The following is a 24172-nucleotide window of genomic DNA, read 5'->3' as shown; positions in this document are numbered from 1 at the left end:
GAAAAATGACGGAGGCTCCGACTGCAAAAAGTGACAGGTTCACAGGTTCAGACAACCGACGCCTCTACCTTTGCATCGAAATCTGAAAGTAGGAGATTGGGATTTGGAAGAAAAAAAAGGTTCGCTACGAACACAAAAACACCGCGTAGCGACCTACTCTCCCCTTTAGGGGCTGGGGGCCTAATGTCCGTTGAACGAAGATACGACAGCGCCTGACATGTTGATATCGAATGTAGGGAATTTCTCTACACCGATTGCAAAAGTGTCGAAAGCGTCGGAGCCGTCGGTACGATTTTCAAGCTTATCTTCTTCAGTCTCTGCAAGCTTCTCCCCTCGCTTATCTTTCTTACCCATGTACACACCCGCCGTTTGGATAGAGAGGAGAAGATCTGGGTTATTATCTCTATTGAAGAGTAACTGATGCTTCGCACGTCCTTGAAACATTCGATTGATGAGCAGCTGCTTCTCGATATGGTTCCATTGCTTGCCGATGCACACGTCATTAACGTACCAGCCGTGCGACTTCAAGACATTGCAAATCACAGCGTGAAAATCATCATTACCGACCGCATAGTTGTTACTGATAAAGGTTGTATCATAATAAAAAACGACATGACGATTAGGGAAATATTCGTAATATTTACAGAAATCTTCAACAAGTTGAGGAAGCTTCCGCTCATATTTTACATACAGCGAATTAACGACACGCGCCTTGCCGTCATTCCCCAGCTGCCCGACAACACACCAGTTGATGTTAAGGTTCGCATCAAAGGTGATGATGAGCGGTCTGTCAGGTTCAAGATCAGCATCCATCCTGCAATCTACATCTTGCAATCGTTTGAAATCATAATCAAGGCCGTCGAGATATGACGTTTTAGGCGCAGTGTAGAGATTAGACGGACGTAAACAGTTATAAAAACCGTCCATTTGCAGGCCGATGCGAAGCCCTAAAATTGAGGTTGCAAAGGTGAGTGCAGGCAAATTGCGTTTCTGATCATAAAAGAATTGTTCGCCCAAGATAGCAAGGTTTTCGAGGCTCGAATACTCTTTATATAAGGTAAGATGCCTGCGCAACTCATTAACGGTAGTCTGCAACTCATTGATTTTTTTTGCATAATACGCTTGCCTCTCCGGGTATTTAGCTGCAGCTTGCTTGACTTTCCAAATTTGAAAAACAAGCCCCTCGACCACTTCAACCAATTCCGGGTCCATTTGTTTCTCGAAATTGAGGAACCATGATCCAGCTTTCGTTACAGGCATATCAGAGGTTATTGTCAAGCCGTGATGCAGGAAGCAGTTACCGAAATACATCTCATTACCACGGTTTGCCTGAAAAGTCTCATTCTTAAGCTGCTCAAAATCTATAAACTTTGCCTCGTCGATAAGGAGTGCGTCAAGCGACATAGAGTTACTTGTACCGCTCCTATCCTGCGAGATAAGCGTCACGTAAGAGCCGTTATAGAACGACACAACATTATCATAACTTTCAGGTTCCCAAATCGGCTTAGCCCAATTCCACGCCTTAGCTGGGCGATGTCCGACACTATAAAATAAATCTTTCTTATACCCCCAATTGTTAAGGTGCATAAGGATAGAGGGCAAGATATTGGTTAGACCACGCTTGACGGAGGGAACGACAAAGCCTATCGAGCAGCGAGGCATGAACTGTACAAGGTCAAGCATGCGCTTTGCCTGAATAAGACCCTTGCCGATACCACGACCGCACACATCAATGAGATTGCGCGGAGACATCGCAAGAGAATAATATTGCGCATCATTGAGATAGATTTTCTTCCTGTCCTGTGTCGCCATTTCCTAAACTATTAATATCTTCTTTCACTTCAACAAAATCCGTATATTCCAAATCAGCGCCGAACCTCTTTTTAAGCTTAGCAATCTTATCACGAAGTCCTTTAACAGGCTTGATGCCAACAACAGAAGGGTCATCAGTAGGCTCAATAACGAGCGGTTTAATATCGCTGTAATCAACAGGTACAGCATCAATTTCACCAACACGATTATATTTTGCATAATCCGCATTTGCTTTTTCGGCGGACCGAAAATCTTGTGCAGCCATGGCCTTTTTATATACTTCTTCCGTGCGCTGATTGAACACATGCCGATGCCATTCTTTCGACTCCTTTTCGATATTTCCGATTAAGATTTTCAGCAAACGCACATCATCATACGCCTCACGCTGCTTGATATCAGCATTCATATCAAGATCATGCTTCAAGATTTCGCGAGAAGTTTTTTGAGGATAATTCAGCCAGAAAGTGTACAATGCCCGAAGCCGAAGTAAGCGTTTTACAACGTGTTCCGGCAACGATTTTTCTCGCATCTCATCAATCGAGGCGAAAAGATTAAGTTGATAGTCATCAATATTAGCAGGCAGGCTCATATTTTATTGCAAATCGATTAGCATTTTATTCAAGTCAGAGAAGCATTGTGTAATAGCAGAAGGAGCGCAAGCTTCAGCAAGTTCAAGGTTCTTGCAGCGCAAGTCATTAGCGGTAACCGACATTCCCCTCAAAAATGCGATACGCGCAGGATTACCTTTTGTCTGAATATCAAGCGAGAAAACGTCTTCGTCAATACCCAAAAGGCACCCAATCTGAGTCGCCGGAGTCAGCTGACGCGCTAACTTTTCTATCATTTTCAATTGCTCTTCTGTATATTCCATTCAGTTCACAACTATTGTCAATTATGTTCTTCAAACCCTCATATAGCGAAAGGAAAATTTCTTGTGATGTTGAGATAATAGTACACTCTGCACGCCCTCCATAGGTATTGTTTTGACTTGTAGCAACCGACACCGTCTGCCCTGCCTCTGTTTGTACAAGTACGATTTTAGAGTGGTTCATGCCCAAATATGCAGCATCAAAACAATACGACATCAGCTGATTGAGTTTTACTGTCTTTTTTGAAGCTTTCAAGTCAGCAACCATCACCGCACGACGAATAAGGCCCTTTTTACGAAGATTAAGAAAGCCATTCAAGAACTCTTCACTCGTTGAAAAAGTTGATACATAGACATCAGCACGCCCAGTCTGTTCGAGTATCCACCCGAGCAGACCGAGCGTGTGAATGCCAGTACCGAGATAGCACTGCAAAGCAGTACTATTCAGCGGTTTCAGGTTCTTCAGAATTCTTTTGCTTATCATCGAAAGAAAGACCTAAAGCGGTAAGACCTGTGCGCAAATCATCACCAACAACGGCACCAGCTGCGCAAATGGTATCAACACGCTGCTGCATCTTAGCAAGCAAATCTGTGAAAGCAGCTCGGTCACTGTCAGAAGCGCCCTCGCTTTCTGCAGCAAGCTTCAAGGTAGCAAGCTTCGATTGATTCTTACTCAAATAGCTACGTGCAGAATTTACGCTTTTTTCTGAACTATCCTCTGTGCTGTCAGCAGGGTTTTTGTCAGCAGGAGTGGCATCGTCATAAGCAGACATTTGCTTGAAATATTTAGCGTCCATCGACGCAAGTAGCTGCAGCTTATCATAACGCTGGCATGAAGGCAAGTCGTTCATCGCCTTTAACTCCTCAAACAAGGCCTTGATATCCTTATAGAGGTTACCATTGTCAACCCACAGCTGCTGTACCTCTTCAGGCAGTTTATCGTGGTCCTCACGACGGCCTAACTGACGAACAAAACAAGGTTTTTCGCTATCTTCAGAGATATTGACCTGCATAGGAATAACAGGCTTCTTTTCCTCATCGAGCATAAGCGCATCATCTTCAGCAGCAGGTTTACCGTGTTCGAGAAGTTTTTCAGCTTCAGGAACAACCTCTCTGTCGAGGATATTCACCTCGTCGAGTGTCAAGCCGTCAAGTCTATATTTAAGATGCTGCTTCAGTTCATAAGCAATTTTATCAAGAATTGCTTCCGGACGCTGCAGCGACATTGAAAGATAACGAGCATAAGCCTGATTACGAGGCGCTATACGCAAGAGCAAAGAAGCACCTGCAGAAGCAGAATTCACGGGGAGAGGTTCTTGATTTAACCAATCCTGAATTTCTTTTGTAAATTTTGGATCTACATTCATAATTTTAGATGTTTAATAAAGAAGGCACGACGGCAAACGCCGGCCGTGCCTTTGGACAAAAGAATTATAATTAAACAGAGAAGCTTTAATGCCCTGGCACAACAGCAGAAGCAGAAGCTAACTGCCCTGTAGCACCGCTGATTTCACCGTCATCAGTAACCAACTTGCCAGGATAGAAAGGCAGTGGAACAAGACTTTCGCAAGAGGCCTCGATGCTCGTTTGGTTAGCATCATTTGAACTCTTGCCCCACTTCTGTGCGGGCTTCACATTAGTGTGAAAGCCAGGATCTCCAATGATGCGCGCCTTGCCGTCACGCTGGAAGATAACAATGATGATATCATCATTATTCATCATTGCGATAGTACCTGTAGCTTTTTCAGCAGTGCCAGGAATAGGCAAGGTTGCCTTGTTGTTGAAGTGGTATGAGCCATACGCCCCAACCTGCTCACTTTCAGGCTCCATTTCGTTGGGCATGAGGTCAATGCGGTGAAACTTTGCATCAGCAGCAAGACCAAAATCACCGTCATAGACAGCAACCTTATCAATATCTGTTGCTTCAGCAAAAGGAAGTTTCGGCCACTTTGTGATCTTAGTCTTCTTGATGAAATAAGCCTTTTCGATTGCGCCAGGCATAGACACCTGACCTTGACAATGCTCGACATTCTTGTAGATGTCGGCCATATCTGTACAACTTTTAGCCATATTTTTTAGAATTTAGAGATTAAATATTAAGCCTTGTACTTAGCAACAAGCAAGCGCTCGGGGCTAATAGACTCGAACTGACAACCGAAGAACATCGTCATGATGAACTGCAGCACGAATGCCTTATGCTTTTCAACAGCAACAGTTTCATCCTCACCCATTTGATTGAGACCAACCAGCATGTTGTTCTTTGTAGTCAGATGAATGAAGTCAGAACCGCTCTTGTTAGCAAGCGCAACGATTTCGCAACGATTTTCAGAACCCTCGACGAAAGTCTGTTTATACTGCAAGTTGTAAGGGATAGCGCCCGTTACAGTCTTGTAGTCATCGTTGTAAGCGTCGAGCACTGAAGGCGGAACGAAAAGCTTACATTGCTGATCACGCAAATGGTCATCTGCAGCACGCCAAATCTTCTTCAAAATGTCGACCGCATTCGTCGCGTCAATCTTTGTGACATCAAGCTGCAGGAAATTACCCTTACCTGCTGCGATGTTACCAGCCGTGATTTCATCAGCGGTAATGGTATCAAAGCCGTTGAAAAGCTCTATCGTCTTAGTACCTGTATCTGAGCGCTTAGCCTTCCAAACACTCTTATACAAGTTTTGTCCGACCTTAGAGGAGAGATAGTTCAGCACAGTTCTTGTGATATCAGTTGTCTTCAACCCCTCACCCTTAGTGAGTGCAGAACCGTAGATTGACTGATATACAGAGTTGGGAGAGAAGTTCTTTACTACGCTACCGAAATAGGTGTAAAGCGTACGTGCAACGATGCTTACATCCTCGTTATCCTCTCTATTCTGGTCGTAAGGACCAATTTGCATGTCACCGGTCAATTCGCCAACGGTCTCCGAATAGCGAATACCCGTACGCACGGTAACATGCTTCAAGAATTCACCGAGTGAAAAGACTGGCATCATCAGAATTTCGCGACGGAAAGAAGCAGCACTCTTAGCAAGTGCTTCAGGAGTAATAGTTACTTTTGCCATGTTTAGAGATCTTTTACGGTGTTAAACATTTCACGAGCTTTGTTGACAAAACTCAGTTCATCTTCCTCTTCCTCAGTGTCAGAAGTTTTGTTCTTCGTTTCTTCACCAGGAGCTTTAGAAAGATTAGATAACTTTTCATTCGCTGCAGCGAGGTCGGCATTCGCCTTATCCAACTGCTTTTGCAAATCGTCCTTAGCTGTGTTGGCAGCATCAAGGTCTTTCTGCAAAGTTCCAAGACGGTCATCGACTGTCTTAATCTGGTCCTGCGTGAGATTGATAGAACCGTCTTCTGCAGGCGAGAAGCCGTCTTTCACATTCAGCAAGTCCATGACGTTTTTGAAAATTTTAATCATGTTTTTTACAGAATTAGCGGGATTGTTAGAGAACATAGCCTTAACCGCCTCCACCGACTTTTGGATAAACGATTTAGTTGGATTTCCTTTCTCATCAACGACCTCATCAGCAGTAGCTGTAGGGAAAGGAGGTAGACCAAATTCTTGAAATATATTGTTATTAAAATGGTTGCGGATAGAATTAGCTTTGCGTGCAGCATCGTCATCTTCACGAATTTTATCTATCAGACCGAATTCAAGTGCATCTGAAGGAGAAAGCCATGCCGCCTTTTGCATCTTAGCCATGCAGTCCTCGACCGACTTGCCGTTTTTCTTAGCATAGAGAGAAGCGATAACCTTATCTATCGTGTTCAAATCGTCACGCTCCTTTTGATATTTTGCTATCAGCGCATCAAGCTGCTCCTTATTCGCAGACTGCCATTCCCTCACAGCCGTCGAAGCATTATGAATGAGCATCAAAGAACCGTCGACCATATCAACAGATTTTGCGCCCATAGTCAAGAAAGTAGCTGCGCTTGCGGTCATACCAAGAATGTGAATATTCACTTTACCGTGATCCTTAATCATCTGATAGATTTCAAGACCAGCGTCTACATAACCGCCAGGTGAAGAAACTGCGATATCTACTTCTTCGTCTTGGTGTTCATTCAGGAAGTCACGTACCATTTTAGCGGTCGTGCCTCGCTGACCAGTCCACCAATCGAATGCTACACCTATCTGTCCAGAAATAATGAATTTATATTCCATATTCTAAATTATTTGACACAAAGGTATATTATAGGATATATGAATAAAAGTACCTAAATTTTAACGAAAGGCGGTTTGTTGACGGATGAGTACGTTAGAGTATAGGTGTTCAGTTGACTATCTGAGGGGCTATCAGGATGATTTTCGACACGAGTAATAACAGAATAAGGACGCGTATCTGTACCAACAGCAATACATTCACCTGCAGAAGTTTCGCACAAGGCAATATATCTCTGTGTGCAGTCAATATCACATAAGGTTGAAAAAACAAGCTTTGAAGCGAAAGTAACGCACCCCTCTTCAACTTTAGAAGATATAGATAAAAAGGAGGGAGTTTTGAGATGTGACAAAGGTTCAATATTTGTCTTAAGAGTTAAAGCAACATGATTGCTGTCAACCCGACGATACTCAGTTATATTTTTAACAGGTATCAACGTAATGCGAATAATTGTGTTTAATTTCATATCTGTTTGTGTTTGTTTGAAAAAGTACGTTCATGTATGCGTTCGTTGCAAACGTTCGCGCGCGAAAAAAAAGCAGTATAACGTAGATTTATTTTATTGTTAAAAAATTAAAAATTACTTTCATGTCTATTTTTTTCGGTCAGATCTATATTATTCTTGATATATGCATTTCGCAATCGATACCAGCGCTGACGAATTGTATCTGCATAATCAATAGAGATACCATGCTGCTCACACCACGCATAAATAGCCGTCATCATATTACACCCTATATCACTCATGTCTCCGAGTTCTTTCCACAACGCGCGTTTGAAAAGATACTCGCAGCATTCCGCAACAGCCTTTTTCCCGCGCGGAGTCAAAAAGTTGTAATAGCGTGCTGGCTTTGTGCAGGAGTCAGGAATAGAAATAGGTGTAAGTCCGTCCTCTTCAACATCAGGGGCCTTATCTTCAGGGCGACGCATGACAAAATGATGAATAGTAGAATTCTCAGGACCTTTGTCGGGGAAAACAGCAGGAGTACCAAAATCATGTTGAATGAACTGCTGAACAAAAGGTTTAAGTTTAATGTAAACGTTGAATTCGCTCATAATCAGAATATTTATTGTCGCAAAGATAGTAAAAAAAGCAGAGATTTACATACATACAAAGCCACTATTCCTTTAATAAAAGGAAAAATGACTTTGTGCACAAGGATATAGTTTTTTGCTACACACAGTACACACACCTACACACAATTTTATATATGATTGATATTCAATAAGTTACATTTTTGTTAATCATTGATAAATGTGTGTAATCTCTATTTTTGTGTGTAAAAGAAGTAAAATTGCTATAAAAACAGGGCTTGTGTGTGTAATTGTGTGTAAGATGTGTGTAATTGTGGGCTTTGTAACTCATTGATAATCAGCGTGTGTGTGAGTGTGTGTGACGTGTGTAATTCATTCTTTTTTCAGCGAGAAGATGAAATACACACACACGAAAAAAAGAGGACCGCGTTTCACAACGCAGCCCTCTCGATAATCTTAATTAATAACGTTTAAAAGTATGTAGAAAATTTAAGCTCTCTAATTTTTCTTGATAAGTCTTTGCTATGTATTCTTTATTTCAAATTCATGACAATCCTTTCTCCTACCTTATGCCGTAAATAGGTAAGACTATCAACTTTGAAATCTCTTACTCCGTATTTGTTTGCAACGTAAAAATGCCACTCTGACGGGATATATTCGGGCTCATGTCTTCTTGGGTGAATAATAGGAACGTACACATACGCCTCCTGCACTGATTGTACATGTTTATCATCCATGTGCCCAGGAATATATTCTTTGCACACTAAAAAACCTTTGAAAGGCTGATTTTTACAGCTTCCCAAAACAGCTAACAAGCTGATTAAAATAAAAAGTTTCTTTTTCATAATTTGTTACTTTAACTCATTTTCTTTTCTGTATAATGTAAAATCGCACACCGAGACTCAACCTTTCTTTGTATCGTATAGCAAATATACTAAACCGATAAAGAAGAGAGCATTCGCTGCCAAGTTCACCCAAGTTGGTGAGTATTTAATCAGCAATGACAACACTATACCTAAAACAAATATCATAGTTGCTATAACTATAGATACGAATAACCGAATGATTTTCTTTTTCATAATTCTTCTATTGTTTTTTTATACTTAATGCCCCATTCCATTCGCACAACCCGTGATACAAACTCATGCAGCCGTAACTTTACCTTTTCCGTAGTCATTGACAGCTTTAATGAGGCAGGCTTGGCTATCTTTACCTCCGCTGAATTGTACTAATATTTTCATCCTAATATCTGAATTTTGTAAAATGAATAATCGCTAAGGGATTTGTTATGTCGTAGGATCTAAACCATTCTTTCCAATCCTCCAATGATAACCCGTCATTCTTAGCTAACAGTGTGCGTTCCTCCTCTGATACAAAATAATGTTCGAAGTTTTCGCCGAAAATTATCTTCAAATATATTCCAGCTACTATACGAGCAGCCTGTACACCTATTTCATCTTCTGCCGTCAGCGTTGTAATTTCTACTTGCTTGCTTCTATATGGCTTACCTGTCCATTGTCGAACTGACAACACAGCGCGTCCCTCTTGTACTTCCTTGATGCGTTTCTCCCACAGAGGGTAATTCGCCCGTATGGTGTGTATCTTCTCGCCGTTTAGGAACTTTTCTTTGAAGTTTGTTTCTTCCCCTGCTCGCTTGTGCATTGCGAGGAAATATTTTGATAGTGTGATTACGTATGTTTTCATAACTTTACTTCTTTTTATCGTAATTTTCTATTGCCTTGAATATCTCGTATGCAACTTGTGGCACCCACGCATTTCCTAACGCTTCAATGCTTTTACTTCTCCACTTTGGGAAAGAAATGGTAAGGTCAGCCACTCTGAAGGGTAGCCCATCATTTCCTCGACAAACAGGGGATTGAGTTGGAAAGTTCCGCCACCAACCTTGTGGGCTATCTGTTCCGCTAAATTGCTCTGCTCGGCATTCTTTTTCTTGTGAGATTTCAGACTTTCCATACTCATTCCCGCCCTTAGCCCATCGCTCGCACTTGGTGTCAATAGTAACTCCAAGTTCAGAAATTCTGTCTTTCCGTCCTTGTTGCACACTTTCAGTCCTTGCGTTTGCGGGGTTGGCAGCATCTTGGCCGCCGCAAGGTCTTTCAATGTTGCGGAAAACACTTGCCCGTTTCGAAGTCTTTTCCCTCTTGTAAGTTTGACTGCCCCTCCCTGCGCATCGCTGGTAATCGGTGTCGGTATTAAGTCTTGCAACAATCCATACCCTGTCTCTTCTGTGTGGTGCTCCGACGGCACAAGCCGGAATAACAAACGGTTGGACTGAATATCCTGCACATTCAAGGTCTTCACAGATGGCGTCGATTGTGAATTGCTGCTCCGTTCGGTATATGAAATCTTCTTTGAACAAATCGTCTGTACGTCCCACTTTAACCTCCTTGCTGGGCTGAACCATTGAGAGGATACCAGCAACATTTTCACCAACGACCCAAGTGGGCTGTATTTGCCGTATTGCTCGTAGCATTTCCGTCCAGAGATAACGATTATCTTCTGCTCCTTTTCTCTTTCCGGCAACGCTGAACGGCTGGCATGGAAATCCTCCCGTGAGCACATCGATGCGTCCTCTCCACCTTGAAAAATCTGTCTTTGTGATGTCTTCATAACTGATGCTTTGTGGAAACCAATACTCTAATACTTTGCGCTGAAATTCTTGTATTTCGCAATGAAATACGTTTTTCCAACCAATCCATGAGGCGGCGAGTTCCGCTCCGCCGATACCCGAAAATAGACTTGCGTGAGTATATGCCATATCAGTACCTATTTTTTTCAAAATGAACCATTGAATTCAATATATTCACTTTAATTATTTCTTATCGGGTGGTGGAAAAGGTAGCGCTCCCTCATTCATATCTTCCTCGTCACTATCACCATTTGACAGCGAAGTTTCTAAGTTCAAATCAAACTTACTTTTCAGTAGTTCGTAATCGAAACACAAAGGATTGTCGAATTGCACAAGTTCACGACTTCCTCCATTCTCACCGCATGCATACTGCTTCTGTACCTCTCCGTCAATGATGACCTTAAAGCGTTCAGATCCTTTCTTCTTACCTAAATAGCCCGGAGATGTCTGCAGGTAGAACCTGATACTACGCTCATTCATCGCTTTTGAGTCTGTCATCTTAGCAGCCTTTTTGAACTGCAAAATAATGCGTTTTGGGCGAATGAGAAGTATAGCTGTTTTCTTGTTGAAAAGACGGTTGTCAAGAATATTTGTGGTAATAGCATCAAGATATTTAATCTTGTAATCGCCCTCGTCATATATCATACCGCTTTGGCTCATATATTGGAATATATCCCAGAAGTTACCCATTTCGTTTGACGATGCGCATTCTTGGTTCTGCAGGCGAATACCTTCAATTGTAATATTCTTCATTTCATCATAAGTCCAAGGCAGCGACATACAAGATTGAAGACACTTATAAGAAGTGAGCAATACAGCCCAATCTCGCCAAATACGGTCTTCGACTTCGTTACCTTGAATACCGAGCGAAAGGTCATCACAAACCAATTTGTAAGTATCATGAAAAGCGTTCTCGAACTCGGGACGATGAGAAAGAATTTCATTTGTAAGATGACTAACTCCCATTTTTCGAATAGCAGTCAGTTCGTTGAATTTCACCTTTGCATCTCGATCATGTACCGTCTGTGAGAAAGTAAGGTATATCGTACGACTGAACAAGGCAACGTCGACAGTAGGCATTTCCTGCCCTGAAAGGATAACAGCAGAGTCTACAGAAGTAATCTCACGCTTCTTATCGAGGTCCATGTTCATACGACTGCGCCCAGTACCGTCGTACAGACCTTTCAGAAATTCAATTTTGACAGGATCAATGCAATTCTTATACTCATCAATGTGCACGAGTGCATTGCTGCATTGTGCAATTGCATCTGCTAAAGCAGCTATCGTCGCATTCTGAATATTCAGCGGTGTATTGTCAGCAATGAAGAAACTCATTAATGTGTGCCCGAGTTCAGACTTTCCCGAGCCTTTTGGACCAAAAAGGTTCAAAATAGGAAAGTTCTTTGTGAAGCTTACAACAATATCCCTGAAGAGCGTTGCAAAAAGAAACATGATACCCACCTTTGCATTCGTACCGAAAACTTCAGCCATCATCTTACAGTAGTTCGGTAATGTCACGCTTGAATGATTTTCACGATTAGAAAAAAGCCTCTCAAATTTGAACATATCCTTTCTATCAGAATATATCTTTGACATTGCAGGAAGATAGTAATTCACTGTGCCGGCAAGCTGTCCCTCTTCATTGTATCTGTCAAGCCTGCAGATGCCATAATCATCTACAGCTACGAATGTACCCTCATTAAAAATGCCATTTCCCCATACGAAAAAGCCAGCTTTATTCCAACCTAACTGTTTGATTTCTTCTGCAGTTTCTGTGTTATCATAGAGGAAGTCACCGAGCGCATTAAGTTCTGCTGGCCCACTCTTCCACCTAAAATTTCCCATTGAGCCAACACGCTCACGGAAATTCTGCAAGGAGTACATTTCAGCTTCTTTCATTTCGATAAGAACCTCCTCTCTATTTACATTCGTAAGTTTATAAAGACGCTTTGAATTGTAAGGGTCTTTAATGTGAAAAAGTGGTTTCATGATAAAATTGCTCCACTGCACGCCATTATTAGAGAATATGCAGTTGTTTTCTTGATAAAAGCCATAGTTTTTCAGGATATCAAGTGCATCGCCACGCTTTGAAATTGCTTCAATCTTCGCACGCTCACGGTCTTTAATAGCCTGCTTTTGTGCGCTGCGCCAAAGGTTCTTGCCTCCGAATTTATTCGCTAACTTCTCAATGAAAGCATTCTGTGTATATTCGTCAGAAATTAGGATAACAATAGCACAAACCTCCTTGATTTTATCTGTTCTTTCAGAAGTATTGTCATCCTTTTTAAGCACCTTTTCTGCATACCAAATAGGGAAATCTTGCTCTTCTAAATCATCGAGCACAGCCTTAGAAGATATATAACTATCAGCATCAGCCTTCATGCCTACTTTTTCCTGCGGAATTTCCTTGACAGTGACGCGGAACCCCTCCTCCATAGCCAACTTGCCGTTTTTCATCACGGCCAGGAAGCCAGGCCCTAAACTCTGCCCTGCTTTCTGATCAGAGTCAGGTATCCAGCAAACCGTTGCATTTGAATTACTCTTACCGAAAAGTCTGCGAAGTACTTGAAAGTGCGCTTTAGTCCATGCTGTACCCAGGGCTGCAACAGTATTTTCAATACGTAGAGATTGCAGTTTCATTGCATCAGGTGCCCCCTCGACGCAATACACCTTGTTTTGTTGAATAGCCTCGTTACGAGCAATATCAAGTCCGAACAGTGTTGACCCTTTTGAATACATGAAAGAGTCTTTGTTATTGATGTACTTTGCAGTATCAGCATCATCCTGCATAGTGCGAGCGGTAAAGGCTATAACACGGCCATATTTGTCAGTAATAGGTATCATGATCCTATTACGATAGAAGTCGATAAGATTGCCCTTTGAGGAAACTTTAATCAATCCCGCTTCCTCCATAAGCTTGAGATCATAGCCTTTAGCACGTGCAAAATTTACAAGCGCATCCCACGCATCAGGTGCATATCCAATTTGCTTGATTTCAGAAAAGTCCCTGTCTTCATCATCAAAGGTCTTTTTCTTCTTTTTATCATCAACAACAACCCGAGAATTCCAACGACGCTCAACATACTCACGTGCAGCCTTAGCCTGTGCGGTATCTTTCTTGATTTGCTCACGATAGAATTGTGTAACAGCTTCGTAGATGATAAACATAGACTCGCGCTTTTGCATCACACGAAGTTCTTCATCTGACCTCTTTTCTGTGTCTTCTTCTACTTCGATATTATACTTCTTTGCAAGTTTGCAAATTGCCTCCGGAAAAGTATAACCCTCCTTTTGCATCACGAATTTGACGGCATTACCGCCACCCCCGCATACGAAACAATGTGCAATCCCTTTTGCAGGAGATACAACGAAGCTTGGCGTATGATCATGATGAAATGGGCATAATCCTTTGTAGTTAACACCAGACTTCTTCAAATCAACATAGTCTGATACGACATCAACGATATTGACTCGATTGAAAACTCTATCAATTGTCTGTTTACTTATCATAGTAAATATATTATAAGTGCAAAATTACTCGTTCGAACTAAACTTAAAAAATCAAATCAAGCTTTGCATCACGCATATACAGGAAGCCCCCAATGCGATAAAGCTGTAATGATTTAGTTTCCTTTTTCAAAGCTTTCAAGCTGTTTACTTGAATTTTCGTTGTCATGTTACGGCTGAAAGCTTCTCCTTTGTCATTCCAAAAAATTGAAATTTTTCCCACCTTTCCAGCCTTAAAGCTATAGCCTAAGGCGTAAAGTACATTGTGATTTTTCAGTCTGAAATTAGAAAAAACAACATTAGCCGGTTTTGCTATTTCGAAATCTTTAACTGTGTACATACTTTAAACTCTTTATATTCAACGTAAATTTTTAGTTTCATACAGAATAGGCCGTTTATACAATTTCTTGTATATTCACAACCCTCACACGCTTTCTTTAGCTGTGTCTTTGATGCAATTGTCATACAGAATTTTCATAAAGTGCTTCATATTTTTAGCTTTGCATTTCAGAGCACATGTGCATCTATTAGCTTTCATCTTAGATATTGTAAGAGAAAACGGCAGCATTTCTTCATCTAAAATCTTGAAGATATTTGTTATATTATCTTTTGTACAATTGCACTCTAACTGAATATTCAATTTCATAACGATTTTATTGCAAATTTTTACTCCTTATGACTTTAATAATTCCTCTGCAGTTCTTTACACCCAATTTGTTTTTGATATTCCAAAGTTGGGTTTTAACAGTGCTCGGGTTTTTCTTCAAGATAGCTGCAATTTCCTTAAAAGTGTACCCCTCGACATATAGTTTTGCTACATTCCTCTCAACTTGCGACAACTCAACCGAACCCTTAGGTTTACAAATAAGTCCCTCATCTTTGCAGAATTTACCTCGAAGAGGACACTTAACCTCCTCGAAGTTAAGGCAATCATCTATAATGTCAGAGGACAACCTATCGTCAGCACCGAAATTGCATCGTATAAAGCGGTCTGCAATGTTGAAATTGCGCTCGCTCGGATCACTGTCCTCATACAAACTCTGCAGACGCTTTAATGTTTTAGGAAAGCGAAGCCTAACAAGTTCAATTACATAGTTTACAATATCGCAAGAAAACTTCGTTAAACGTTTTTCTTGTGAATTTGCAAGCGAGTAATAAACACAACCATCTGCTGCAGTTCTGAATTCTAATCCTTCCATATCCCGCTCTCTATTGTAGCCACGATATTCTCATACTCATCCTTGCGCAATTCAGATATAGGATTTTCGCGCAACTTAGCTGAGATAGTCGAACTTGGATAGCTAAATCTCTGTGAGAGATACAGAAGAAACTTTCCCTTTTCTTTTCTGTTAAGCCCCCTGTAGAAATCCTGAGGGTTTAAGATGCCTTTTTTGCTCATAATTGCTTGTATTTATAAATTCTTTATATTAATTTTGTGTGCAAATCTATATTAATTAAATCATAATTCCAAGAGTTTGAGGATATTTTTCCTTGCATTCGAGGATATTTAACTAATATTAATGTTATGAAGTACAAACAGATCAGCTTAGAACTTATCAGAGAGGCGATTAAACTCTCAGGTATGTCAGAAAGACAGTTTATGCGTGAATATTACGGAGGAACTGGCACGCATGTTGACCTAAAAAGTTTCTTTTCTACAAAAATGGGTGCAGAAAAGATATGCAAGGTATGCAATATCTTGCAGGTACCTATTCAATCCCTATTTGAAATAGAAAATAAAGAACAAGACGACACTCCTCAAAGTCAAGGAAAAAATAATGATATAAAGAGTATAGTTGTTGAACAAGCAACACTTGAATTAAAGTCAGAAATTAAGGCTTTGAAGATGCTGATTGAAGAAAAAGACGAACGTATAAAGAACTTACAACAGATGAACGAAACGCTTGTAAGTATCGTTAAAGTCGGTAGCAATCAATAAATTAAGTAAAGATTAAATTTTAAGAAACTCGGACAAAGACGGGACACAAAAATTAAGCTTTCACTTCTGATGCGGTCATGCGGAGGTAATGTTTATAGCATGACAAAAAAAATGATATGCTCTTGCCTCCGCAACCAATATCATTCGGGAATGCTTATATAAGGCTTTCCCGAATGTTTTTTATCACATATCGGACAAGAGAGGGACACGATGAAAAGAGTCCAACCCCACCTCTACTCTTTCAACACGTTCCTTACCCTGAAAGCCCACAGCTTATAGCCGACAGGTGTCAGATGCAAACCGTCAGAAGTGAGCGAACGACGCATCTCATTTGTACCATGATACACAAAATCCTTGAAGAGATTAATATACGAAATATGGTTGCGCTCACAATAATGTCGCAGTTTCACATTCAGCATGGCTACGATATCGGTCTTGCCCTTCAAGGTTTCATAGCGATTGAAAGACTCATTGATGGGCAGCAGGCTTTGTACATAGAGTTTGATATCCGCGGCATGCGCCCATATCTTGTCTATCATTCGCTGATATTTCTCGAAAACCCGATCGGCAGAGAGACCCTGACTGAGGTCATTGATGCCTATCATTACGATGATGACCTTGGGCTTCCGGGCAAGAATGGCGTCCAAACGGTTCATCACGCCATCGATGTTGTCGCCCATGATACCCCGGTTGCGCACGTGTTTTCGACCAAGCAATTTGTTCCAATCGCCACCAAATTCCGTAAGACTGTTGCCCAACATAACGATATCTGTGCTATCGATGGCACGCTCCTTCGAGAATACTTCCATACGATTGCGATAATGTTCGGTATTCCAAGTGTCTTGTTGACCATGACTTTGCAATGGCGAACACAACATAGCAACAAGAAGGACGAAACATTTGGTGATTGACGAGTGCATACGCTTCAGAATTGTTCAAGAATGGCAATACGTTTTTCCGTATCCGGGTGCGTACTGAACAGCGAATTCATGAAACTCAACAGTCCTTGCTTCATCTCGTCGGGCTGAATGATAAAGAGTTGGGCCACATCTGCCCGCTTCACGTTGTCAAGTCCGGGATTACCCGATATCTTGCGCAATGCAGATGCCAACGCAAGTGGATTACCACAAAGCTCGGCTCCACCTGCATCGGCCATATACTCACGCTTGCGGGAGATTGCAAAACGGGTGAGCAAGGTGAAGATGTAGGCGATGGCACAACACACGACGCCAATCAGCAAGATAAGAACGATGGACAGACCGCCACCTTCCTTGTTGTTACCGCGTCTACGACCACCACTGTGCCACAACGACTGATACATCATCTGCACGGCAAGCGACATCACTGTCGAAACGATGCCGACGAACACGATACTCGTCACAAGTAGCTTCGTATCATGGTTGCGGATATGCGTTAACTCATGGCCCAAAACGCCAGCCAGCTCATCGTCATCAAGCAGGTTCATCAGTCCGGTTGTAACCGTCACGGTATAGCTCTTTGGATTGATACCGCTGGCAAAGGCATTCAGCTGCGGATCATCAACGACATTAATCTTCGGCATGTCCATATTGCAGGTCATGCAAAGATTTTCCACGATGTTATACAGACGTGGATTCTCTTTTCGGCTGACCGGACGGGCCCCTGTGGCCTGCTGAATCATGGACACATTGCTGAAATAGGCCACGGTAAACCAAACCGAAACGCCGACAATAATCCATGGAACCGTCGTGATGAATATTTGGTTCACCGTGTTGACATCCAACCGATACACCAATTCGTCATATTCATTATAAGATCCGCCACCGAAATAATTCAAAGCTGCAAGAAAGACCCAATCCATGACCAAGATGATGACCGGGAACATCAGCAACAACACGATGCTCAGCGTGTTGTTGCGCCTGATTTGGGTCTGCATTCCTACATATCTCATAGGTATCAGAACTTAACTTCGGGTGCTTTATCCATTTCCTCGCGCTGTTCTGTGGGTATTTCAAACATCGTTTCTTTCTTGAATCCAAACATACTTGCAAACAAGTTCGAGGGGAAAGTCTGCACGGCATTGTTCAACTCACGCGTGGTAGAATTAAAGAACCTGCGCACGGCAGCCAACTTATTCTCTATATCCGACAATTCGTTCTGCAACTGAAGGAAATTCTCATTGGCCTTCAGCTCTGGATAAGCCTCCAAAGAAACTTTCAATCCCGACAAAGCACTCGTCAACGCATTCTCTGCTGTGATTTTATCATCAATACTCGTGGCATTCATCGCTGCCGAGCGTGCAGCGGTCACACGCGTAAGAACCTCTTTCTCGTGATCGGCATATCCCTTCACCGTTGCAACCAACTGCGGCACCAAGTCGTGACGCTGTTTCAACTGCACATCAATGTTTGCAAACGCGTTCTCACGATTGTTCCTCAGCTTCACAAGATTATTGTAAATCGAAATTCCCCAAACAACAAGTAGTACAATGACTACCAAAACAATGATTCCTGTCATAATCTAAATCTTTTAATTGCACTTCTGACTACAAAAATAAGGCAAAAGTTGCTGAAACGGAAACTATATTAAGATTAATTAGCAAGAAAGAAGAGCACAAAAAATAAAGCCTGACTGTTATTGGCAGTCAGGCCTTATCAAAATATCAGGCTATTTCAAAAGATTCATAACCTTCTCAAAGTATCGTTGCGTCTTCTCCACGCTGAAATGAATGCCACCGTTCCACGATCGAATCGCTGTCTCGATGCTGTTGAGCGGATTGTGATACGATTGTATCAGCAAAAACATTTCCTTCGATTTCGCAATGCTGAAACGATCAGACAACTTATATCTTCTTTTACTTTTCCTTTTCTTAAGTATCTGATTACATTCAGCCACTAAAATCGGAGTAATCTGCATTGCACCAACAGAAGAACCACTCCTCGCACGTCTATTTCCGTTACTCTCAACTTGGATGATGGCATCCATAATCGGATTCCAATCAACCTTTTTCGCATTCTCCGCCGGTTCCGCTCCACAGCAGAACACAGGGAACAACATCATTACACTAAATATCAACAATACAATCTTGTTTTTTCTCTTCATACTTATTATTTTATGGAGCCTGAGTAATAAGGAAAGCAAAATACCCGCGATCAATGTCTGTGTGAGAAAAAGTTGAAACAATGACCTCAGCCCCGTTAGATACTAAGTATAGCACAATAAAAGATGTACTATTCTCTTTATTTATCGCCCGCAAAGATACGACTTTCCAGTCGAAAACAAGTAAGAATGCCACTAAAAAAACTAAAAACAAGTGAACACTCAAGTTAGAAGTGCAATTTCTTAATGGACGGTCGTAAGAGTTGTTCTCCCTGTTGGAAGCAGCCCCGGCGGGGCATTTAACTTTCCTTTTGGTTTAACGTTTGCCTCAGCCGAGCATTTAACTTTCCTTTTCGTTTGACGTTTGCCCCAGCCGAGCATTTAACTTTCCTTTTGGTTTAGCGTTTGCTCCAGCCTGGCATTTAACTTTCTTTTTGGTTTGACGTTTACCCCAGCCGAGCATTTAACTTTCCTTTCGGTTTAACGTTTGCCCCGGCGGGGCATTTAACTTTCCTTTTGGTTTGGCGTTTGCCCCAGCGGGGCATCTAACACCTGTTATGTTTTGACGTTTGCAAGAAAAACTTTCCCTTTACATTTTTTATCTTCTTCCATGGAAGACGAACTTTCTCTTTACATTTTACTATCTTCCGAGCCGTCGGACGGGCGTTCTTTTTTCATTTTCCGTTAATCCGATTGCTTTAGAGACGCAGTTTTTCCTATTTTTCTCCATAGGGCTTATATCGAACTTACATAGGGTAGAGCGCAGCACGAACTTCCTCATCATGGAAAAGCGCAAGTATGGGGTCATGCTTTCAACAATATCGGATGGAAAAGTTGGCTTCGTCAGAAAATAATCGTATATTTGCCATACCATCTGCCAATTCATGCAACGCGAGGATAATTTTACGTTCCTTACCGAGGAACCGATACCGAAAGTGATTGGGACAATGGCCGTCCCGACCATCATATCGATGCTCATTACCAATCTGTATAACATCGTTGACACTTACTTCGTGGGCCAAATCGATACGCAAGCCACGGCTGCTGTGGGCATTGTTTTCTCGTTGATGTTTTTCATTCAGGCCTTTTCTTTCTTCTTCGGCAACGGTTCCGGCAATTATATCTCGCGTCAGCTGGGGGCTCGGAACCGTGAAAGTGCGAAGCAAATGGCCAGTACCGCACTCGGCTATACTCTCATCTTCTCGATAGTTCTTGTGGTTCTTGGTCTGCTGTTTCTCGACAAAATCTCCGTCATCTTAGGCAGTACACCTACCATTCTGCCCTACACGCGTCAATATCTTGGTTTCTCTCTGCTTGGAACCCCATTCCTTATGTGCACGCTTTGCATGAATAATCAGATGCGATTTCAGGGCTATGCGCGTTATTCCATGTATGGAATTATTGTCGGCGCTCTGCTGAATTGCATGCTCGACCCACTCTTTATCTTCGGTTTGGGCATGGGAATAAGGGGTGCAGCCATAGCCACTGTGATTGGCCAGATAGTTGGTTTTGCGGTGATGTTTCGCATGAGTCTGCACAAGGATATCATTCATTATACGCCCCGAAACTTCTCACATCGTTGGCTGTTTGTCAAGGAAATCATCGCTGGCGGCACTCCTTCCATCTCGCGACAAGGCCTTGCAAGCATAGCCACTATCGCCTTGAATGTGAGTGCATCTCAGTTTGGTGATGCCGCAATTGCAGCCATGAGCATCGTCAATCGCATCGTGATGTTCATCTTTAGTGTCATCATTGGGCTTGGACAAGGCTATCAACCGATGTGCGGGTTCAGTTATGGCGCCCGGCATTATGAACGTGTGAAAGCCGGATTTTGGTTTTGTGTGAAGGTCGGAACGGCTTTTCTTCTCTTCTGGTCCGTGGTGCTTTTTGCCTTCAGCGACCGCGCTATCGGACTCTTCCGCAATGATGTTGACGTTATATCCATAGGTATTCCCGCCCTGAGATACCAGCTTTTGAGCTTTCCTTTCTGGTCTTTCATGATCATGGCCAACATGATGATGCAGACTTGTCGCAAGACATTACAGGCCAATATCCTTGCGGCTTCGCGCCAAGGGCTGTTTTTTATTCCCTTGATACTTGTGCTTCCGCATTGCTTCGGCCTGTTGGGTGTAGAGATATGTCAGGCTTGCAGCGATTTTGTTTCGCTACTCGTGACTATTCCCATTGTCTTTTCCGCCTTTCGGGAGATGCATGTTTAGCGGGATTTTTTTGTTCGATAGAAACAAATGAGGGAGGATTTACCTTTTTACTTTTACTTTTTCACCTTTAAATATTATCTTTGCAAGCATGGACAACACTTTTACGCCTGACCGTTCACAAGAGAAAGTCATCGAATTATCCGAGGGTTATCACCTTGTTTTAGCCGCTCCGGGTTGCGGAAAAACGCAGATACTGGCCGAACGTGTGGCACGTGCCCATGCCGCGGGGGTGACTTTCGCCGACATGTTGTGTCTTACGTTCACCAATCGGGCCGCACGTGGCATGCAAGAACGGGTGGGACAGCGGCTCGACGTGGCTGCCGACGATCTCTTCATCGGCAATGTTCACCGCTTTTGTTCACGCTTCTTGTTCGACAAAGGTCTTGTTCCGGCGTCCACATCTATCATTGATGACGACGACGTGTTGAGCATCCTGTGTGACTTTGCGGGTGATGACGAGGGGCAAGTCGGGGTAAACTATCGGCGCCGCGGCCGATATATGGAGGCCATGCAGCTTTCGCATCTCATGTTTCAGATTGAAAATGCGCACCCACGCGACCTGCGTATGCACCCCGATTGCTTGTCGTCGGACGATATTCAAGCCTTGCGGACCCTCTGTAAAGCGCAAGACAAGGATTTCACGGCAGCCATGATGAGCGACATTTATGCCCATGCCGATACCTATCGTGACGCTTGCAGCGACCTCGGAGCGCAACAGTTGGTATTCAATATGCTGCAAAAAATGCAGCTGGCCCGCCGATATGAACGCTACAAAGCAGCCAACCGTCTGCTTGATTTCGAGGATATCCTGTTGCTGGCTTATGAACATCGCGACCTGTTGCCACGTTATCGGTGGATTCAGGTGGACGAGGTTCAGGACTTGAATCCCTTGCAATTGGCCCTCATCGATGCCATGACGGCCGACAACAACGAGCAGAAAGTGTGCGTGATTTACCTTGGTGACCCGCAACAAAGCATCTTTTCGTTCATGGGGGCCAAGCTGTCAACACTCGATTTTCTGCGCAATCGCTGTGCAAACCAAATTCATTCGCTCGACCGAAACCATCGTTCGCCGAAGTATCTGCTCGACCTTTTCAACCTATATGCGGCCGAACAGCTTTGCATTCCGGCCGATTTACTACCCTCGACCGACTACGATCCGCCCGTGATAGGCAACGAATTGCAACTTTATCCCTCTGACACTATCGACACGGAGTATATGGATGCCGCCCAACAGGCAGCGCGTTTGCAGCGTGATTTCCCCGAAGATACTACGGCTATCATCGTCAATTCCAACCATGATGCCGACGGAGTGAGCTCCGGTTTGAAGCAGTTGGGCCTGCAACATTTCAAGGTTTCGGGCGATGATCTCTTTGCTTCGCCACAGATAAAACTGCTTTTTGCCCATCTTTCCGTGATGAACAACGCCCATAACTTTATTGCTTGGGCACGCATTCTTGAGGGCATGCAGGTGTTCCGCACACCGAATGCCGCGCGAAGGTTCGTGCGTTCGTGTGCTGACAGAGCTCTTCTGCCGAGCGACTTCCTGCGCGATGACGGGCAAACCTATATCGAAAGGTTCGTCAATGCCTATGAGAATGAGACGATAACCATCTTTGATACCGAGACAACAGGACTTGATGTGCATTGCGAAGACATCGTACAAATCGCTGCTGTTCAGCTGAAAAACGGAGCCATTGTGCCGGGTTCTGCGTTGTCATTTCACTTGGAAAGCGACCGCGAGATACCCGAAATGCTCGGCGATATCGTCAATCCTATCATCGAAGAACGCCGCCATCAACGGCTTCTTCCACGTAAAGAGGTCCTGCAACGCTTCGTGGATTACGCCCGTGGGACAGTGCTTTTGGGACACAATGCCGACTATGATATTCACATTTTACGCAACAATCTATTGCGCGAAATGCCCGAAACGGCCTTGCCAAAAGAGTTGGAGGACTATCTTGACAGCCTGGAACTGATTCGTTTGCTACGCCCCGGACTTCGACAATATAAACTGAAGTATTTGCTCGAAGTGTTGCATTTAGAGGGAGAAAATAGCCATCTGGCCGATGCCGACGTGGGGGCTACACGCTCATTGGTGACCTTTTGCCATGATAAGGCAAAGGAAATCGTGGCCGAACAGCAGCGGTTCTGCGAGCAAAAAAGCGTGCAGGAACGGATTAGCATCCTAAGAAACAACTATCTTCCCCACTATCGTCACACGCTTGCCGAACTGTGGCAGGAGTCGGGAAAGGCCGATATACTGGTCGAAGAGATGCGCTATCTCTATCGGACATGGGTCGAAGAACATCTCATTCAGCCCCTGCCAACGGTGGATTATATCTTCCGTTATGTGGCTTCCGACCTGCTTCGGCCCGACGAATCAACAGCTCTCGGTGAGCAGATAGGGCGTCATATCCTCGAAATGAACACGCTGAAAGAGGCCGATCTCTGCGGAAGCAAGACGATAGATGATAAGATTTTCGTCACAACAGTGCACAAAGCGAAAGGTTTGGAGTTTGATAATATCATCGTGTTTGATGTGATTGAAGGGCGTTATCCCAACTATTATGGCTTGCAAAACCCGGCACAAGTGGCCGAAGATGCACGCAAACTCTATGTTGCCATCACCCGAAGCAAGAAGCGATTGATGGTGATGCAAAGTTGTTTCCGTGTGGATTACCATGGTCAACGCAAGCCTGTTGCCCTGTCACGGTTTGTGGAATGCATCAGGAAAAGGCTGATACAGACACCTACAAACACCCACTCCGACCCTTCCAAAGGGAGGGAGTAGGAGCTTATTGGCTTACGTGAAAGGTATTAAATATGTTATACTGAATGGTTATTTCAGTGCATTTCTCCTATTATGAATGCGTCTGTACCTATAAAATACGTTATATCGAATAACAA

The 24172-nt window shown here is 43.1% G+C and carries 23 protein-coding genes; 3 read left to right on the top strand and 20 right to left on the bottom strand.

The window, feature by feature from the left end; all coding sequences use genetic code 11:
• Positions 1–180 precede the first annotated feature (180 nt).
• The 16 genes from H164_RS0107000 to H164_RS0106930 all read right to left on the bottom strand — a co-directional run bounded on the left by H164_RS0107000 (position 181) and on the right by H164_RS0106930 (position 15225).
• A complete protein-coding gene (locus H164_RS0107000; protein ID WP_019967966.1) occupies positions 181–1812 on the bottom strand; it encodes a hypothetical protein in 1632 nt (543 codons plus the stop codon).
• Positions 1775–2401 carry a hypothetical protein gene (locus H164_RS0106995; protein ID WP_019967965.1) on the bottom strand — a complete coding sequence of 209 codons (627 nt, stop codon included), beginning with the start codon at positions 2399–2401 and terminating at the stop codon, positions 1775–1777. Before H164_RS0106995 ends, H164_RS0107000 begins: the two co-directional genes overlap by 38 nt.
• A gap of 190 nt (positions 2402–2591) precedes the next feature.
• On the bottom strand, positions 2592–3164 hold the full coding sequence (locus tag H164_RS0106990) for a hypothetical protein (protein ID WP_019967964.1): 573 nt from the start codon (positions 3162–3164) through the stop codon (positions 2592–2594).
• Positions 3121–4047: a hypothetical protein gene (locus tag H164_RS0106985; RefSeq protein WP_019967963.1), complete on the bottom strand. Its 927-nt coding sequence runs from the start codon at positions 4045–4047 to the stop codon at positions 3121–3123. Before H164_RS0106985 ends, H164_RS0106990 begins: the two co-directional genes overlap by 44 nt.
• 85 nt (positions 4048–4132) lie before the next feature.
• Positions 4133–4750: a hypothetical protein gene (locus tag H164_RS0106980; protein WP_025829851.1), complete on the bottom strand. Its 618-nt coding sequence runs from the start codon at positions 4748–4750 to the stop codon at positions 4133–4135.
• Positions 4751–4776: 26 nt separating this feature from the next.
• Complete coding sequence (locus tag H164_RS0106975; RefSeq protein ID WP_019967961.1) at positions 4777–5736, bottom strand: hypothetical protein; 960 nt, start codon at positions 5734–5736, stop codon at positions 4777–4779.
• A gap of 2 nt (positions 5737–5738) precedes the next feature.
• Entirely contained in the window at positions 5739–6836 is a 1098-nt protein-coding gene (locus H164_RS0106970) for a Clp protease ClpP (protein WP_019967960.1), read from the bottom strand.
• A 53-nt stretch (positions 6837–6889) separates the two neighbouring features.
• Complete coding sequence (locus H164_RS15475; RefSeq protein ID WP_154652121.1) at positions 6890–7300, bottom strand: hypothetical protein; 411 nt, start codon at positions 7298–7300, stop codon at positions 6890–6892.
• Between the two features lie 107 nt (positions 7301–7407).
• A complete protein-coding gene (locus H164_RS0106965) occupies positions 7408–7890 on the bottom strand; it encodes a hypothetical protein (protein WP_004378674.1) in 483 nt (160 codons plus the stop codon).
• Positions 7891–8402: 512 nt separating this feature from the next.
• Positions 8403–8714 (bottom strand): hypothetical protein, encoded by a 312-nt coding sequence (locus H164_RS0106960; RefSeq protein WP_019967959.1) that lies wholly within the window; start codon positions 8712–8714, stop codon positions 8403–8405.
• A gap of 57 nt (positions 8715–8771) precedes the next feature.
• On the bottom strand, positions 8772–8948 hold the full coding sequence (locus H164_RS15470; protein ID WP_154652120.1) for a hypothetical protein: 177 nt from the start codon (positions 8946–8948) through the stop codon (positions 8772–8774).
• A 163-nt stretch (positions 8949–9111) separates the two neighbouring features.
• Positions 9112–9573 (bottom strand): hypothetical protein, encoded by a 462-nt coding sequence (locus tag H164_RS0106955; protein WP_025829854.1) that lies wholly within the window; start codon positions 9571–9573, stop codon positions 9112–9114.
• A gap of 4 nt (positions 9574–9577) precedes the next feature.
• Positions 9578–10648, bottom strand: a complete 1071-nt coding sequence (locus tag H164_RS0106950) for a DNA cytosine methyltransferase (RefSeq protein ID WP_019967957.1) — start codon at positions 10646–10648, stop codon at positions 9578–9580.
• A 54-nt stretch (positions 10649–10702) separates the two neighbouring features.
• The gene (gene dnaG, locus H164_RS0106945) at positions 10703–14029 is read right to left on the bottom strand and encodes a DNA primase (RefSeq protein ID WP_019967956.1); all 3327 of its coding nucleotides are present in this window, start codon (positions 14027–14029) and stop codon (positions 10703–10705) included.
• A 43-nt stretch (positions 14030–14072) separates the two neighbouring features.
• On the bottom strand, positions 14073–14366 hold the full coding sequence (locus tag H164_RS0106940; protein WP_004378668.1) for a hypothetical protein: 294 nt from the start codon (positions 14364–14366) through the stop codon (positions 14073–14075).
• 313 nt (positions 14367–14679) lie between these two features.
• Positions 14680–15225 carry a helix-turn-helix domain-containing protein gene (locus H164_RS0106930; protein WP_004378667.1) on the bottom strand — a complete coding sequence of 182 codons (546 nt, stop codon included), beginning with the start codon at positions 15223–15225 and terminating at the stop codon, positions 14680–14682.
• A gap of 326 nt (positions 15226–15551) precedes the next feature.
• Here H164_RS0106930 and H164_RS0106920 point away from each other — a divergent pair, with 326 nt between their 5' ends.
• Positions 15552–15965, top strand: a complete 414-nt coding sequence (locus H164_RS0106920; protein ID WP_019967954.1) for a hypothetical protein — start codon at positions 15552–15554, stop codon at positions 15963–15965.
• Between the two features lie 233 nt (positions 15966–16198).
• Here H164_RS0106920 and H164_RS0106915 read toward each other — a convergent pair whose 3' ends face one another.
• The 4 genes from H164_RS0106915 to H164_RS0106900 all read right to left on the bottom strand — a co-directional run bounded on the left by H164_RS0106915 (position 16199) and on the right by H164_RS0106900 (position 19046).
• Positions 16199–16885, bottom strand: a complete 687-nt coding sequence (locus H164_RS0106915) for a GDSL-type esterase/lipase family protein (protein WP_019967953.1) — start codon at positions 16883–16885, stop codon at positions 16199–16201.
• A gap of 5 nt (positions 16886–16890) precedes the next feature.
• Positions 16891–17895: a M48 family metallopeptidase gene (locus tag H164_RS0106910; RefSeq protein WP_025829857.1), complete on the bottom strand. Its 1005-nt coding sequence runs from the start codon at positions 17893–17895 to the stop codon at positions 16891–16893.
• Positions 17896–17900: 5 nt separating this feature from the next.
• A complete protein-coding gene (locus H164_RS0106905; protein WP_008564878.1) occupies positions 17901–18461 on the bottom strand; it encodes a LemA family protein in 561 nt (186 codons plus the stop codon).
• Positions 18462–18611: 150 nt separating this feature from the next.
• Positions 18612–19046, bottom strand: a complete 435-nt coding sequence (locus H164_RS0106900; RefSeq protein ID WP_008564876.1) for a lytic transglycosylase domain-containing protein — start codon at positions 19044–19046, stop codon at positions 18612–18614.
• 881 nt (positions 19047–19927) lie between these two features.
• Between H164_RS0106900 and H164_RS0106890 the strand changes: the two genes are divergently transcribed.
• Positions 19928–21262, top strand: a complete 1335-nt coding sequence (locus H164_RS0106890) for an MATE family efflux transporter (RefSeq protein WP_019967949.1) — start codon at positions 19928–19930, stop codon at positions 21260–21262.
• A gap of 88 nt (positions 21263–21350) precedes the next feature.
• Complete coding sequence (locus tag H164_RS0106885; protein ID WP_019967948.1) at positions 21351–24056, top strand: 3'-5' exonuclease; 2706 nt, start codon at positions 21351–21353, stop codon at positions 24054–24056.
• Positions 24057–24172: the final 116 nt, after the last annotated feature.

This window comes from Segatella maculosa DSM 19339 = JCM 15638 (assembly GCF_000382385.1).
Classification (GTDB): Bacteria; Bacteroidota; Bacteroidia; order Bacteroidales; family Bacteroidaceae; genus Prevotella; species Prevotella maculosa.
Note: the sequence above shows the minus strand (reverse complement) of the source record. Positions and strands in the feature narration are given on the sequence as shown.

Bases quoted from the DNA above. Each gene is read 5' to 3' on its own strand.
- H164_RS0106980 (WP_025829851.1), bottom strand. From the start codon at position 4,750: ATGGCTAAAAGTTGTACAGATATGGCCGACATCTACAAGAATGTCGAG.
- H164_RS0106975 (WP_019967961.1), bottom strand. From the start codon at position 5,736: ATGGCAAAAGTAACTATTACTCCTGAAGCACTTGCTAAGAGTGCTGCT.
- H164_RS0106920 (WP_019967954.1), top strand. From the start codon at position 15,552: ATGAAGTACAAACAGATCAGCTTAGAACTTATCAGAGAGGCGATTAAA.
- H164_RS0106960 (WP_019967959.1), bottom strand. From the start codon at position 8,714: ATGAAAAAGAAACTTTTTATTTTAATCAGCTTGTTAGCTGTTTTGGGA.
- H164_RS0106950 (WP_019967957.1), bottom strand. From the start codon at position 10,648: ATGGCATATACTCACGCAAGTCTATTTTCGGGTATCGGCGGAGCGGAA.
- H164_RS0106900 (WP_008564876.1), bottom strand. From the start codon at position 19,046: ATGAAGAGAAAAAACAAGATTGTATTGTTGATATTTAGTGTAATGATG.
- H164_RS0106965 (WP_004378674.1), bottom strand. From the start codon at position 7,890: ATGAGCGAATTCAACGTTTACATTAAACTTAAACCTTTTGTTCAGCAG.
- H164_RS15475 (WP_154652121.1), bottom strand. From the start codon at position 7,300: ATGAAATTAAACACAATTATTCGCATTACGTTGATACCTGTTAAAAAT.
- H164_RS0106985 (WP_019967963.1), bottom strand. From the start codon at position 4,047: ATGAATGTAGATCCAAAATTTACAAAAGAAATTCAGGATTGGTTAAAT.
- H164_RS15470 (WP_154652120.1), bottom strand. From the start codon at position 8,948: ATGAAAAAGAAAATCATTCGGTTATTCGTATCTATAGTTATAGCAACT.
- H164_RS0106930 (WP_004378667.1), bottom strand. From the start codon at position 15,225: ATGGAAGGATTAGAATTCAGAACTGCAGCAGATGGTTGTGTTTATTAC.
- H164_RS0106890 (WP_019967949.1), top strand. From the start codon at position 19,928: ATGCAACGCGAGGATAATTTTACGTTCCTTACCGAGGAACCGATACCG.
- H164_RS0106995 (WP_019967965.1), bottom strand. From the start codon at position 2,401: ATGAGCCTGCCTGCTAATATTGATGACTATCAACTTAATCTTTTCGCC.
- H164_RS0106940 (WP_004378668.1), bottom strand. From the start codon at position 14,366: ATGTACACAGTTAAAGATTTCGAAATAGCAAAACCGGCTAATGTTGTT.
- H164_RS0106990 (WP_019967964.1), bottom strand. From the start codon at position 3,164: ATGATAAGCAAAAGAATTCTGAAGAACCTGAAACCGCTGAATAGTACT.
- H164_RS0106905 (WP_008564878.1), bottom strand. From the start codon at position 18,461: ATGACAGGAATCATTGTTTTGGTAGTCATTGTACTACTTGTTGTTTGG.
- H164_RS0106885 (WP_019967948.1), top strand. From the start codon at position 21,351: ATGGACAACACTTTTACGCCTGACCGTTCACAAGAGAAAGTCATCGAA.
- H164_RS0106915 (WP_019967953.1), bottom strand. From the start codon at position 16,885: ATGCACTCGTCAATCACCAAATGTTTCGTCCTTCTTGTTGCTATGTTG.
- dnaG (WP_019967956.1), bottom strand. From the start codon at position 14,029: ATGATAAGTAAACAGACAATTGATAGAGTTTTCAATCGAGTCAATATC.
- H164_RS0106970 (WP_019967960.1), bottom strand. From the start codon at position 6,836: ATGGAATATAAATTCATTATTTCTGGACAGATAGGTGTAGCATTCGAT.
- H164_RS0107000 (WP_019967966.1), bottom strand. From the start codon at position 1,812: ATGGCGACACAGGACAGGAAGAAAATCTATCTCAATGATGCGCAATAT.
- H164_RS0106955 (WP_025829854.1), bottom strand. From the start codon at position 9,573: ATGAAAACATACGTAATCACACTATCAAAATATTTCCTCGCAATGCAC.
- H164_RS0106910 (WP_025829857.1), bottom strand. From the start codon at position 17,895: ATGAGATATGTAGGAATGCAGACCCAAATCAGGCGCAACAACACGCTG.